Source organism: Psittacicella melopsittaci, from assembly GCF_003585925.1.
Taxonomy (GTDB): Bacteria; Pseudomonadota; Gammaproteobacteria; order Enterobacterales; family Psittacicellaceae; genus Psittacicella; species Psittacicella melopsittaci.
Window position 1 is genome coordinate 1 of record NZ_NRJH01000042.1, and the last position, 14480, is coordinate 14480.

Sequence of the window (14480 nt, forward strand, 5' to 3'; positions counted from 1 at the left end):
TTACTCTATATTTATTTCCGCAGAGGATTTGAACTAAAATCATTAATTTTTAATAAATTAAGCAATAAAACTGCAAGAAGTTTAAAATTTTGCAAATTATATTTCCATGTGAATAATAACCTTGTAACTTACTTGGGTATTCCGATTAAAAGTTTTATTAAGTTATTATTTTTTAAGCATTATAGAGATATAAGTTTAATTAAGATTACAACTTACACAGATTTTTTTTAATAGCGTGGTATAATATCGTTGGTTTGAATATATTACAGGAGAGAACCATGTCTGTAAAACAATTAAAAGATTTAGACATCAATAATAAAGTTTTATTCATTCGTGCAGATTTAAACGTTCCAGTTAAAGATGGCGTTGTAACATCAGATGCACGTATTGTTGCTACTCTTCCAACAATTAAATATGCTTTAGAAAACAAAGCTAAAGTTTTAATTACTTCTCACTTAGGTCGTCCTACAGAAGGTGAATACGATGAACAATTTAGTTTACAACCTGTAGTTGACTACTTAGCAAAAGCTTTACCAGGTGTTAAAGTACGTCTTGAAAAAGACTATGTTGGTAAAGACAAGGTAGAAGTAGGTGAAAATGAAGTAGTTGTTCTTGAAAACGTTCGCTTTAACAAAGGTGAGAAAAAAGACAACGAAGAGCTTGGTAAAGCATACGCTCAATTATGTGATGTATTCGTAATGGATGCTTTCGGTACAGCTCACCGTGCACAAGCTTCTACTCACGCTGTAGCAAAATTTGCTAAAGAAGCTGTTGCTGGTCCTTTATTAAGTGCTGAATTAGAAGCTTTAGGTAAAGTATTAAAAGATCCTAAACGTCCATTAGTTGCAATCGTAGGTGGTTCAAAAGTATCTACTAAGTTAACTGTTTTAGATAACTTATCTAAAGTAGCTGACCAAATTATCGTTGGTGGCGGTATCGCTAATACATTCTTAAAAGCAGCTGGTAACGAAATTGGTACATCTTTATGTGAAGATGACTTATTACCAGAAGCACAACGTTTAGCACAACAAGTTAAAGTTCCTTTACCTGTTGACGTTCGTGTTGGTAAAAAATTCGATGAAAACGAAAAAGCTGTAGAAAAAGATGTTAAAGATATTGCAGCAGACGATATGATTTTCGATATCGGTGATCGTTCTTCAGCTGAATTAGCAGAAATCGTTAAAAATGCAGGTACTATTTTATGGAATGGTCCAGTAGGCGTTTTCGAATTTGCTGAATTCCGTAAAGGTACAAAAGATTTAGCAGAAGCAATCGCTGAATCTAACGCGTTCTCAGTAGCAGGTGGTGGTGATACTTTAGCAGCTATCGATTTATTCGGTCTGAAAGATAAAATCTCTTACATCTCTACAGGTGGCGGTGCATTCTTAGAATTTGTTGAAGGTAAAGTTTTACCTGCAGTTGCTATTTTAGAAGAACGTAACAAATAATTTTTCATACATTGGAGAAAATTTTAAAATGACTAAAGTTTTAGACGTAATTAAACCAGGTGTTGTAACTGGTGATGATTTACAAAAATTATTCCAAATCTGTCACGAACACAACTTTGCATTACCTGCAGTAAACTGTATTGGTTCTGACTCAGTTAACGCGGTAATGGAAGCAGCGGCTAAATACCGTTCACCTGTAATCGTACAATTCTCTAATGGTGGTGCACAATTTATCGCTGGTAAAGGCTTAGATGCTGATGCTCACTATAAAGCAGCTTTAGGTGCTATCGTTGGTGCTCAACAAGTTCACTTATTAGCTGAAAAATATGGTGTTCCTGTTGTATTACACACAGACCACTGTGCGAAAAAATTATTACCATGGATCGATCACCTATTAGACGCTGGTGAAGAATACTTCCAAAAACACGGTAAACCACTATTCTCTTCTCACATGATCGACTTATCAGAAGAACCATTAGAAGAGAACGTAGAATTATGTAAACAATACCTAGCTCGTATGGATAAACTAGGTATGACTTTAGAAATGGAACTAGGTATTACTGGTGGTGAAGAAGATGGTGTTGATAACTCTCACCGTGATCCAGCAGATTTATACTCTAAACCAGAAGAAATTGACTACGTTTATACTGAATTATCTAAAGTTTCACACCGCTTTACTATTGCTGCTGCATTTGGTAACGTTCACGGTGTTTACAAACCAGGTAATGTTAAATTAACTCCGAAAATTTTATTAAACGGTCAAAAATTCGTATCTGAAAAACACAATACTGCAACTGATAAACCAGTAGCATTCGTATTCCACGGTGGTTCAGGTTCTACTCCAGAAGAAATCAAAGAAGCTGTATCATACGGTGTAGTTAAAATGAATATCGATACTGATACTCAATGGGCTACATGGGAAGGTGTTTTAAAATTCTATAAAGAAAACGAAGCTTACTTACAAGGTCAATTAGGTAACCCTAACGGTCCTGACGCTCCTAACAAAAAATACTACGATCCACGTAACTGGTTACGTCACGCACAATCTTCAATGGTTGAGCGCATCGGCGAAGCTATGGACAATTTAAATTCTAAAAACACTTTATAATTTTTAATAAGTGAAGTATTCGAAAGAAAAGGGAGAGCTTAGGCTCTCCCCTTTTTTATACTTCTGGAGTAGTAACTATGAGTTATGCTTTATATGAACGCTTAACTGCAAACTTAAAATCAATTCAAGCAAAAATTGCTAATGCGAATGTAGAGCTCATGGTGGTAAGTAAGTATGCAACTACCGAGCAATTATTTGCCCAAATTGTAAATGGCTGTACTCTAATTGGGGAAAACTACGTACAAGAAGCCCACCGTAAATATAAGTCTTTACAGCTAATTAGAACTATTTTTTCTCAGCCGGAATATCTAGAGAGCTTAAGAAAAAATAGTTTTCCCAAAGAGTTAGAGCAAGATTTTGCCTTAGAAACTTGGCAAGATATTCAGTTTTTAACTAACTATGGGCAAAAACTAGAAAATAGAGACTTTATCTTGCATATTCAGCAAATGCTTGCCCAAGTTAAATTACATATTATTGGCAATGTGCAATCACGAAAAATTAATGAAGTATGTAGTTTTGCTGATAGCATAGATGCCGTTAGCTCAGAAAAAGCCTTATTAAAGATCCAACAGGGAGCACAAAAGCAAAATAAAGTGATGCAAGTTCTTTTACAACTAAGATCACCTCTTGCCCAAGGCGATAATAGAGCTGGATGTAGTCAAGAAGAGATTTTTACCCTTGCCCAACTAATCAATAGTTTAGAAAATGTAAGCCTTCAAGGACTTATGTTTATTGCTAGCACCGAAAATCTCCCTTCTGAATATGAGTTTGCTCATAATACTTTTTTACAGTTACAAGAAAAGTACCAAATAACAACTTTATCTATGGGCATGACCGATAGTCTTGATGTTGCTATACAAAATGGTAGTACGCAAGTAAGAATTGGTTCGGCATTATTTAAATAAATTTTATTTGCTCTTATGCTATAATAAAAGCAGTAAACTTATTTTTATATAGATTTAGGCATAATTTTTTTATGCATTATAAGGTTTCATTTTAAATGAGAAAATTTCTTCTTATTTGCTTAACAGCTGTTAGCGTTGTAAGTCTTTCAGCTTGTTCTCTTATTTACCAACCTGTTAAAAATGAAGGTTCGGTTTTAGAGCAAGATCAAATTAGTCAATTAAAAAATGGCTTTAATAAAGAGCAAGTGCTTTATCTTCTTGGGACACCAAACGTATATAAAACTTTAAGTGAAGATACATGGTTTTATATTTCGCGTGTAGTGGACTCAAGAGGTCACGTAAGCGAAAAGGTATTTGCTGTAACATTTGTTAATAACCAAGTATCAACATTTGGTTATTTAGATAATCCTTCAAATTAATAATTACTTATTGGATATAAAAATGGGTATTCTAAAAAATAAGAAAATCTTAGTTACTGGTATTGCTTCAAATCTTTCAATTGCATACGGTATTGCACAAGAACTTAAAGAACAAGGTGCAGAACTAGCATTCACATATTTTGGTGATAAATTAAAAGGTCGTGTAGAAAAATTTGCAGCAGAATTTGGTTCTGATATTGTTTTAGAATTAAATGCTTCAGATGACGAATCTATTGCTAAATGCTTCGAAGACTTAGCAAAAGTATGGCCTACATTTGATGGTTTTGTGCACTCAATTGCGTTTGCAGGTGCTGAACAATTAGATGGTAACTATGTAGATGCGGTAACAAGAGAAGGTTTCCGTATTGCTCATGATACTTCTTCTTACTCATTAGCGGCTATGACTAAAGCTGCAGTTCCTTACTTAAATGAAGGTGCTTCAATTGTTACTTTAACATATCTTGGTGCTGAGCGTGCAATCCCTAACTATAATGTAATGGGTCTTGCAAAAGCTTCATTAGAAGCAAACGTGCGCTATATTGCTAATGCATTAGGTTACAAAGGTATTCGTTGTAACGCAATCTCTGCAGGTCCAATTAAAACTCTAGCAGCTAAAGGTATTAAAAACTTCTCTAGAATGTTAGACTACTTTGAACATTCTGCACCATTACGTCGTACTGTAACTACACGTGAAGTAGGTGGTACAGCAGCTTATTTATTATCTAATTTAGCTTCTGGTGTAACAGGTGAAGTTATCCACGTTGACGGCGGTTTCTCTATCGCAGCAATGAACGAAACTTTCTTAGAAAATTAATTTTGATTTCTTGGAAAAAGCCTAATTCACATGAATTAGGCTTTTTCTATAATTTTTATCTTTAATTCTCATGCATAAAAATACGTTTTCCAAATTACTTGCGCTAAAAGAAGAATTAGCTCAAGAGAAAAAAGAGAATAAATTTAAGCATAATAACACGCAAAATCAAAAGAAAAAAGTAGTAAAAAAGATTAAGCAGACAAAAGAAAATAGCATTAGCTTTTTAGAAGATGGCTATGAAGTTTATCTTGGCAAATATGATAAAACTTTTACCATTACAAATGAAACTAAAGCAAAGATCACAGCTAAAGAACGAGCTGTGTGTAAGTGCAATTTTCTTAATGATTTGCGCAATGCTACTTTTAGTATTTGCGATGGTACAGTATGTACTTGCGTGCATGACAACAAACATCGTCTACTACACCTTCAACTTGTAGGTTCAGTACGCATTAACCCAAAAGGTTTTGCTTTTATTGAACAATCAGGGAAGGACATTTTTGTCGCCCCTAGTGAAACAGCCTTAGTACTTGATCAATTTAATGTATCTTATGTATGTGGTTCGCAAATTAAGGGTAAAGTTGCCCACATTAAAAATGTGATCAATCATCCTTATATAAAAGTGCCAGCCCAAGTCATTTCATTAGCACCACTAAAAATAAAATTACTCGATACTGCTAATGTAGTTACTAAATTTGTTGTTAGTCAAGTTAATGAAAAAGTTAATACAAAACAATTAACAACAAATTCAATAGTTTTAGCTACTCTTATTAACCCTACAGCAAAATTAGAGAACAAAAATAGTAATTTTGAGTTTGCAATTGATAACTATGTGTGTGAACTAGGTGATCCTAAATACCTCTGGTTAAGTGAATTAAAGAAATTTGATTTACCAACAGATGATATAGAAGTACCGCTTGAGCAAGACAAAGATAATAATTTACGTTGTGATCTAACCGAGATTCCGTTTATTTCTATTGATAGTGAAGAAACCGAAGATGTAGATGACGTAATTCTCGTTCATAAAATTTCTCCTGAAGATTTAGTCGTAGGTTTTAGTGATGATAGGAAAACCTATACTAAGAACCCAGTTAAATTACAAAGTTATAATTTTAAAACTTGTCCTAGTTTAAATAATGCTAAATTAAACGTCCCTGAAAATACTAAGTATATTTTAGCAGTTGGGATTGCAGATCCAACTACTTTCTTTTCTCCAGGATCTCAAGCAGATCAGCGAGCTAAAGAAGTATTACAAACCTATTATTTGCCAGCATTTGTGTTAAATATGCTACCAATAAATATCATGCGAGAGAGCTCGTTATTAGAACAGCAAAATCGCCCTGCGGTAGTAGGCTTTATTTACTTTGATGAACAGGCAAATTTTACGGGACTAGAGTATCGTATTGCGACTATTAACAACAAAGCAAAACTATCGTATGACCAAACATCAGATCTACTTTTTGAACATAAAGAGGTGGATTTATCAGGTCATGGAATCCCTGCAAGTAAAATTATAGCTTTACTTAAAGACTTACAAGAATTTTACGACAAAAGAATCCAATGGCGAGTTGATAACTGTCGTAGTGTTTTATATAGTGCTAACAATAATACTTATATTATTGATGAGCAAGGTAAGTGTATCGATATTATTCCGCGTGTTCTAAGAGAAACCCATAATTTTATTAGCGAATGTATGTTAAGTTATAATTACTATACAGCATTGTATTTAGATAATTATAATATTCCTTGCATTTATTACAATCAATTTGGTATTAAAGACGGTAATATACTTAATTTTAATAAGTATATAAATGGTTTATACGAGCAAAAACATTTTGAAGAGTTAAAACCATACATTAATTTAACTGAAATTGATATGGAAAACTACCATAAAATTAAAGAGATTTTCTTTAACTTTAATAAGGTTTATGCAAGTAGAATCTTACGCTTTATGGGTAGTTCTGAATACGATAAGGTAAATAACGAACACTATGGATTAGGACTCGAAGCTTATACTAATGCAACTTCGCCTATACGTCGCTATGTAGATATTATTAACCAAAGAAACTTAAAATCTTTTATTCTTGACCAAAAAACTGAAGAGGTTGACGAGCAAATTTTAAATAAAATTAACGATACTAAAAATAGTACGCGAATAATTCGTAACAAGATTACTTCAGTTTTAGATGCTCAGTATTTATCGCTACATCATGATCAAGAGTTTGAAGTAGAGATTACTTCAGTTTTAGCTACTTCAATTCGCGTGAAAGATGTTAAATCTGGTATCCCTGGTTATATCTACTATAAGAGCTCAACTTTAGTAGATAAAATTCCTGCAGAGATAAATGTTGATGTAAACCTATTAGAGTTTAACCTCAATGGTAAATGCTATACTTTAGGTGATAAGCTTAAAGTTAGTTTACGACGTATTGAAGAAGGAAAAATTGTATACTCTTGGGATGAGTTAAATAATTTATATGACATTTAAAAATTTTACTTTAGATTTAATTTTTGCTATAATATGTCCGAATATATATTTTATTGACTTAGGAACTAGTCCCCTTTAAATAAATGATAACTTTATATAACTGCATTGCAGTTATATTATTACAATTTTTCAAGTTAATTATAACGAGGTGTGGCTAATGCCAGTAATTAAAGTTCGTGAAAATGAAACATTCGACGTAGCTTTACGTCGTTTCAAACGTAGTTGTGAAAAAGCAGGTATTTTAGCAGAAGTTCGTAACCGCGAATTCTACGAAAAACCAGCTACTATCCGCAAACGTTTAAAAGCGACTGCTAAAAAACGTAATGCTAAACGTGTAGCTCGTGAAAATTCACGTCACAACCGTTTATACTAATTTTATAATAGAAGGAGTTCGTTAACGGACTCCTTCTTAATTTTACAATCGAGAACGTTTTAAAAAAATGTTAGATCTTCTACTATCACCAGAGTTTTACTTATCGCTTTTAACATTAACTTTATTAGAGATTATTCTTGGTATTGATAATATTGTTGTAATCGCAGTACTAGTAAACAAGTTACCAGAACAATTTAGACGCAAAGCTCAGATAATTGGTTTATCTATGGCAATGCTAGTGCGGATATTATTGCTTTTTACTCTCGCCTGGTTAAGTCATTTAGTAAAACCTCTCTTCTCTATAGGAAGTTTTGATGTTACAAGTCGGGATATAGTACTACTTCTCGGTGGTTTGTTTTTAATATATAAAGCTATAACCGAGCTTAAAGAATTCTTATTTGAAGCTTCAGAAGAAGAGCATAATGAACGTGGTAGAGTTTATTCGAGCTTTACAGCAGTAATAGTGCAAATTCTTATTATGGACGCTGTATTCTCTTTAGATTCAGTAATTACTGCAATCGGACTTGCACAACACTTAACGGTTATGGTTTTAGCTGTAATCATTGCCATTCTCTTTATGATGGCATTTGCTAACTTTATTGTTAAAGTTGTGGATAAATATCCTTCATTAAAAATACTAGCTTTAACCTTCTTAGTTTTAGTTGGTATTGTCCTAGTTATTGAAGGTTTACATATTCACTTCGATAAAAGTTACTTATACGCTGCTATGGGATTCTCTTTATTAGTAAATATTTTAGTATTAATAAAAGAACGTAACCTTGAGCGTAATAAATAAAATAAAAGAGGTTCTTAAAAAGAACCTCTTTTTATTAATTTAAAAGCCCACCCGAAATTATCGGGTGGGCTTTTAACGTTCGAATACATTTAAAGTTAAATAAATTTAATTATTTTTTAACTGCTTTTTTATTTGGGAAGTCAGTGATTGCACCTGTGTAAATTTCAGCTGCTAAACCAACTGATTCGTGTAGTGTAGGGTGAGCATGGATAGTTAATGCTACATCTTCTGCTTCAGCACCCATTTCAATTGCTAAGCAAATTTCACCTAGAAGTTCACCAGCATTTGTACCTACAATACCTGCACCTAAGATTAGGTTAGTATCTTTATCGAATAGTAGTTTAGTTAAACCATTAGCTGCGTCAGAAGCTACTGCACGACCTGATGCTGCCCATGGGAATACTGCTGCTTCGTAATTTACACCAGCTTCTTTTAATTCACGTTCAGTTTTACCAACCCAAGCAATTTCAGGTTCAGTATATGCAATTGAAGGAATTACACGTGGATCAAAGTAGTGTTTTTGTCCTGCAATAACTTCAGCAGCAACGTGACCTTCGTGTACGCCTTTGTGAGCTAACATAGGTTGACCAACAACGTCACCGATAGCAAAAATGTTATCTACATTTGTACGCATTTGTTTGTCAACTTCAATAAAGCCACGATCAGTTACTTTAACACCAGCTGCTTCTGCATTTAATGTTTTACCATTTGGACGACGACCAACAGCAACTAATACAGCATCAAAGCCTTCAGTTGCGTTTACATCACCTTCCATAGTTACATAAACTGCATCTTCTTTTGCTTCTACTGCTTTAACACCTGTATTTACGCGGAATTCAATTTTACCTTTTAATGCAGTTGTTAATACTTGTACTAACTCAGCATCTGCAGGAGGAATTACGTGTGGTGCTGGCTCAACAACAGTTACTTTAGAACCTAATGTTGAGTAAACAGTAGCCATTTCCATACCGATAATACCACCACCAACAACTAGTAAACGGTTAGGAACTGTTTCTAGTTTTAATGCGTCAGTTGAATCCCAAACTCTTGGGTCTTCGTGTGGAATGAATGGTAAAGTTACAGCTGTTGAACCTGAAGCGATAATAGCGTGTTCAAATTTAACAACAGTTTCACCGCCATCAGTTAAAGCTACACTGATAGTGTTTTTATCTTTAAATTGAGCCCAACCTCTAACAACTTCAACTTTACGAGCTTTAGCCATACCAGCTAAACCTGAAGTTAATTTTGTTACAACACCTTCTTTATATTTACGGATACCGTCTAGATCGATGTTTGGGTCAACGAAAGTAACACCGTGTGAAGCTAAAGTTTTTGCTTCATTGATTACTTTAGATACGTGTAATAATGCTTTAGAAGGAATACATCCAACATTTAAACATACACCACCTAAAGATGAGTGTTTTTCGATTAAAACTACTTTTTTACCTAAGTCTGCTGCACGGAATGCTGCTGAATAACCAGCAGGGCCTGCACCAATTACAACTACTTGTGTTGAAATTTCGTTAGACATTGTTTCCCCTACCAATTACATGATTAATGTGCGTAAATCACTTAATGCTTCATTTACAGCTGTAATGAAACGAGCACCATCAGCACCATCGATCGCACGGTGGTCGAATGATAAGCATAATGGTAACATTAAGCGTGGAACGAATGAAGAACCATTCCAAACAGCACGAGTTTCTGAACGAGAAACACCTAAAATTGCAACTTCAGGAGCATTAACGATTGGTGTGAAACCAGAAGTACCAATACCACCTAAAGAAGAAATAGTGAAACAACCACCAGCCATATCAGAACCAGTTAATTTACCAGCACGAGCTTTTTGGCTAATTACTGCTAATTCTTGGCTTAATTCAATAATACCTTTTTGATCAACATCACGAATTACTGGAACCACTAAACCATTAGGAGTATCTACAGCAATACCTAAGTTAATGTATTTTTTGAATGTCATTTCTGACGCGTCAGCTGATAAGCTAGAGTTAAATTTAGGATATTTAGCTAATGCTTTTGCCACAGCTTTCATAATGAAAACTAATGGAGTAATTTTAACATCTAGTTTACGTTTAACAGCTAAAGCGTTTTGTTGTTTACGGAAGTCTTCTAAGTCAGTAACATCTGCCCAGTCAAACGCTGTAACGTGAGGAATCATTACCCAGTTACGGTGTAAGTTTTGACCAGAGATTTTTGGAATACGACCCATTTCTTTAACTTCAACTTCACCAAATTTAGAGAAGTCGATGTTTGGCCATGGTAATAAGTTTAAGCCACCAACTGATGTACCACCTGAAACTTTACCTGTTTGTACAGCTTCAACAGCATTTTTAATATATGCTAATACATCTTCTGGTAATACACGACCTCTAGGACCTGTAGCTTTAACTTTATCTAAATTAACGCCATATTCACGTGCATGACGACGAACTAATGGAGAAGCGTGTGCAAATGCTGCAGAAGCTTCAACTTGAGCTTGTGGTAAGCCTTTAACTGCACCTGTTGCTGCTGGAGCTGGAGCTGCTGCTGGAGCAGGAGCCGCTTTTGGAGCTTCAGCTGCTGGAGCTGCCGCTGGAGCTTGTGCAGCCGCTGGAGCACCTGCTACTTCAAATTTGAATGCAGGAGTACCAGTTTTAACTTTATCACCTTCTTTAATTAAAATCTCAACGATTTTACCTGCTTTAGGAGATGGAACATCCATAGATGCTTTATCACCTTCAACAGTTAATAAATCTTGATCAGCTTTTACAACATCACCTACTTTAACTTTTAAAGAAGCAACGTTTACTTCATCGTTACCGATATCAGGTAAGTTGATAACTTCAACTGCAGCTGCTGCCGCAGGTGCTGGTGCAGCTTCTGCTTTTGGAGCTTCAGCTTGAGGTGCTTGAGCAGCAGCGTCTGCTGATTCTACTGAGTAGAAAGGAACACCAGTTTTAACTTTATCACCAACTTTAACAAATACTTCAGTAACTTTACCAGCTTCAGGTGCTGGGATTTCCATTGAAGCTTTATCGCCTTCTACGGTAGCAATTTCTTGGTCAGCTTTAATTACATCACCAACTTTAATTGATAATGAAACTAAATTCACTTCATCTGTACCAATGTCTGGCATTTGAACTTGTTTAGCCATTTATAAAAACCCTTTATTGAAATTAAGAAAGATTTCTAAACGGGGTCAACCGACCCCATTTAGTTAGAACCGAAAAAACCTAAAATTATAAATCTAAGCTGTAAGGTTTGTTAGGATCAATACCTAAGTCAGCAATAATTTGTTTAGCTGTTTCAGGTTTTAATGTTCTTTGACGTAATAATGCGTATACAGAAGCTAAAGCAACGTATTTAGCATTTACTTCGAAGAATTCACGTAAGTTTTCACGGCTGTCTGAACGACCGTAACCATCAGTACCTAAAGTGTTATAGTTAGCTGTTGGTAAGTAAGCACGGATTTGTTCAGAGTATGCACGCATGTAGTCAGTTGCAGCAACTGTTGGTAAGTTTTGTAAGTGACTAGTTACGTAAGGGATTTCTTGTGCTTCAAATGGGTTTAGACGGTGTTTATGTTCACAACGTTGACCATCACGAGCTAATTCAGTGAATGAAGTTACTGAGTGAACGTGTGATTTAATACCGTATTTAGCTAATAATTCAGCTGCTTCTACTACGTGACGTAAAATTGCACCAGAACCTAATAATTGAACTTCTGCAACTGTTTCGCCTTCAGCAGGAACTTCTTTAAGTTTGTAAATACCTTTAACGATACCTTCTTTAGCACCTTCTGGCATTGCAGGTTGATCGTAAGTTTCATTTAAAGAAGTAATGTAGTAGAGTACATTTTCTTGTGCTGGACCGTACATACGTTTAATACCGTCTTCGATAATTACCGCTAACTCGTAAACGTATGCTGGATCGTAAGATCTAACACCTGGCATAGTACTAGAAATTACGTGTGAGTGACCATCTTGGTGTTGTAAACCTTCACCGTTTAATGTTGTACGACCTGAAGTTGCACCAATTAAGAAACCACGAGCTTTTTGGTCACATGCTAACCATAATAAATCTGCTACACGTTGGAAACCGAACATTGAGTAGTAGATAAAGAATGGAATTGTTGGTACATTGTTTGTAGAGTAAGAAGTTGCAGCTGCAATCCAAGAAGATGTAGCACCAGCTTCGTTAATACCTTCTTGTAATAATTGACCTGTTTGATCTTCTTTATAGTAAGCTACAGATGATCTGTCTTGCGGTGTATATGTTTGACCGAATGGTGAGTAGATACCCACTTTACGGAATAAACCTTCCATACCGAAAGTACGAGATTCGTCAGCTACGATTGGAACAATGTTTTTACCAATTGCTTCATTTTCTAATAAAGCAGTTAAGTAACGTACAAAACCTAAAGTTGTAGAAATTGGACGTTCTTGTTTTTGTAATAAAGAACCTAATTTAAGATCTTCAATTGATGGAACTGGGAAGTCAACATCAAAACGTTCACGACGTTGTGGTAGGTAACCACCTAAAGCTTTACGGTGACCGTGTAAGTAGTTGTATTCTTCAGTACCTTCAGCGAATTTAACGAAATCTAAATTAGCTACTTGGTCATCAGTTAAAGGTAATTTGTATTCGTCACGGATGTATTTTAATGAATCAATGTTTAATTTTTTCACTTGGTGAGCGATATTTAAACCTTGAGCAGCGTGACCTAAACCAATACCTTTAATTGTTTGAGCTAAGATTACTACAGGTTGACCTTTAGTTTCTTTAGCTGCTTTGAATGCATTATAGATTTTTGTGAAGTCGTGACCACCAGTTACTAAGTGACTTAACTCTTCATCAGATAAATCTTTAACTAATTCTAAAGTTTCAGGATATCTTGAGAATAAGTGTTCACGGTAGTAAGCACCATCTTTTGAGTTGAAGTTTTGGAAGTCACCATCAACTGTTTCGCTTAATAATTGTAATAATTTACCAGAAGTATCTTTGTCTAGAAGTTTTTGCCATGTAGAACCCCATAGAAGCTTAATAACTTTCCATTTAGCTCCAGCGAAAATACCTTCTAATTCGTTAACGATTTTACCGTTACCAAATACAGGACCATCTAGACGTTGTAAGTTACAGTTAACAACAAATACTAGGTTGTCTAAACCTTCACGACCAGCTACAGATAAAGCACCTTTTGATTCTACTTCATCACATTCACCATCACCTAAGAAAGCCCAAACTGTTTGGTTAGAAGTGTCTTTTAGACCACGGTGATGTAAGTATTTTAAGTAACGAGCTTGGTAGATTGATGTTAAACCACCTAAACCCATTGATACTGTTGGGAATTGCCAGAATGTAGGCATTAAGTGAGGGTGAGGATAAGATGATAAACCATCAACAAATGCTTCTTGACGTAAGTTGTTAGCTTGTTCGTCAGTTAAACGACCTTCAACATATGCACGTGCATAAACACCTGGTGAAGAGTGACCTTGGAAGTATACTAAGTCACCACCATCTACGTCAGTAGCTGCACGGAAGAAGTGGTTAAAACCTACTTCCCATAAATCAGATACTGATTGGTATGATGCTAAGTGACCACCTAATTCCACATTTTTTTTCTGTGCGTGTTGAACCATTGCAATCGCATTCCAACGAATTGCTGCTTGAATGCGTTTTTCTAATGCTTCATCACCTGGATAAGCTACTTCTTCAGCTTCAGAAATAGTGTTTACGTAAGGTGTATTTAGTGCAGAAGGAAGTTCAATGTTTTTTGAACCAGCGTGAGCAAGTAAACGATCGATAATGTATTTAGCTCTCTCTTTACCTTCATTTGTTAATACTGAATTTAAAGAGTCAAGCCATTCTTGTGTTTCAATAGGATCGATATCATTAGTATTGATGTTTGACATTTTATGTCCTTTTACAATTTTGTTAGCTTAATATTTTAATTAAATTAACATAAAGTACTTTGTTTGTGTGGTACCTTGGGGGGGTATGACCCCACACAACAATTGCTCTACATAATTCAATAACTAAAAACGTTATATAGAAACATATAAAGAAATTACATTGTTTTACATATTAATCAAATATACACAAGTGCATAAACGTATTAATGGTAATTTACAAGCG

11 protein-coding genes are annotated in these 14480 nt (G+C 34.9%); 8 read left to right on the forward strand and 3 right to left on the reverse strand.

All coding sequences use genetic code 11. The features are described from left to right. Positions 1 to 278 precede the first annotated feature (278 nt). From CJP74_RS04950 to CJP74_RS04985, 8 genes are all read left to right on the forward strand, one after another. Positions 279 to 1448: a phosphoglycerate kinase gene (locus CJP74_RS04950; RefSeq protein WP_119497173.1), complete on the forward strand. Its 1170-nt coding sequence runs from the start codon at positions 279 to 281 to the stop codon at positions 1446 to 1448. Between the two features lie 28 nt (positions 1449 to 1476). Beyond that, a complete protein-coding gene (gene fbaA / locus CJP74_RS04955; RefSeq protein WP_119497174.1) occupies positions 1477 to 2556 on the forward strand; it encodes a class II fructose-bisphosphate aldolase in 1080 nt (359 codons plus the stop codon). Between the two features lie 77 nt (positions 2557 to 2633). Further along, positions 2634 to 3461, forward strand: a complete 828-nt coding sequence (locus CJP74_RS04960; protein WP_119497175.1) for an alanine racemase — start codon at positions 2634 to 2636, stop codon at positions 3459 to 3461. Positions 3462 to 3556: 95 nt separating this feature from the next. Next, complete coding sequence (locus tag CJP74_RS04965; RefSeq protein ID WP_119497176.1) at positions 3557 to 3880, forward strand: outer membrane protein assembly factor BamE; 324 nt, start codon at positions 3557 to 3559, stop codon at positions 3878 to 3880. Positions 3881 to 3902: 22 nt separating this feature from the next. Continuing rightward, a complete protein-coding gene (locus CJP74_RS04970) occupies positions 3903 to 4694 on the forward strand; it encodes an enoyl-ACP reductase FabI (RefSeq protein ID WP_119497177.1) in 792 nt (263 codons plus the stop codon). Positions 4695 to 4764: 70 nt separating this feature from the next. Next, positions 4765 to 7179, forward strand: coding sequence for an RNB domain-containing ribonuclease (locus CJP74_RS04975; RefSeq protein ID WP_119497178.1), 2415 nt, complete (start codon positions 4765 to 4767; stop codon positions 7177 to 7179). Positions 7180 to 7336: 157 nt separating this feature from the next. Beyond that, positions 7337 to 7552 carry a 30S ribosomal protein S21 gene (rpsU, locus tag CJP74_RS04980; protein WP_119497179.1) on the forward strand — a complete coding sequence of 72 codons (216 nt, stop codon included), beginning with the start codon at positions 7337 to 7339 and terminating at the stop codon, positions 7550 to 7552. A 67-nt stretch (positions 7553 to 7619) separates the two neighbouring features. Next, positions 7620 to 8348: a TerC family protein gene (locus CJP74_RS04985; protein WP_119497180.1), complete on the forward strand. Its 729-nt coding sequence runs from the start codon at positions 7620 to 7622 to the stop codon at positions 8346 to 8348. A 109-nt stretch (positions 8349 to 8457) separates the two neighbouring features. Here CJP74_RS04985 and lpdA read toward each other — a convergent pair whose 3' ends face one another. The 3 genes from lpdA to aceE all read right to left on the reverse strand — a co-directional run bounded on the left by lpdA (position 8458) and on the right by aceE (position 14257). After that, positions 8458 to 9879, reverse strand: a complete 1422-nt coding sequence (gene lpdA, locus CJP74_RS04990) for a dihydrolipoyl dehydrogenase (RefSeq protein ID WP_119497181.1) — start codon at positions 9877 to 9879, stop codon at positions 8458 to 8460. 15 nt (positions 9880 to 9894) lie between these two features. Next, the gene (aceF, locus tag CJP74_RS04995; RefSeq protein ID WP_119497182.1) at positions 9895 to 11499 is read right to left on the reverse strand and encodes a dihydrolipoyllysine-residue acetyltransferase; all 1605 of its coding nucleotides are present in this window, start codon (positions 11497 to 11499) and stop codon (positions 9895 to 9897) included. 85 nt (positions 11500 to 11584) lie between these two features. After that, positions 11585 to 14257 carry a pyruvate dehydrogenase (acetyl-transferring), homodimeric type gene (aceE, locus tag CJP74_RS05000; protein ID WP_119497183.1) on the reverse strand — a complete coding sequence of 891 codons (2673 nt, stop codon included), beginning with the start codon at positions 14255 to 14257 and terminating at the stop codon, positions 11585 to 11587. Positions 14258 to 14480: the final 223 nt, after the last annotated feature.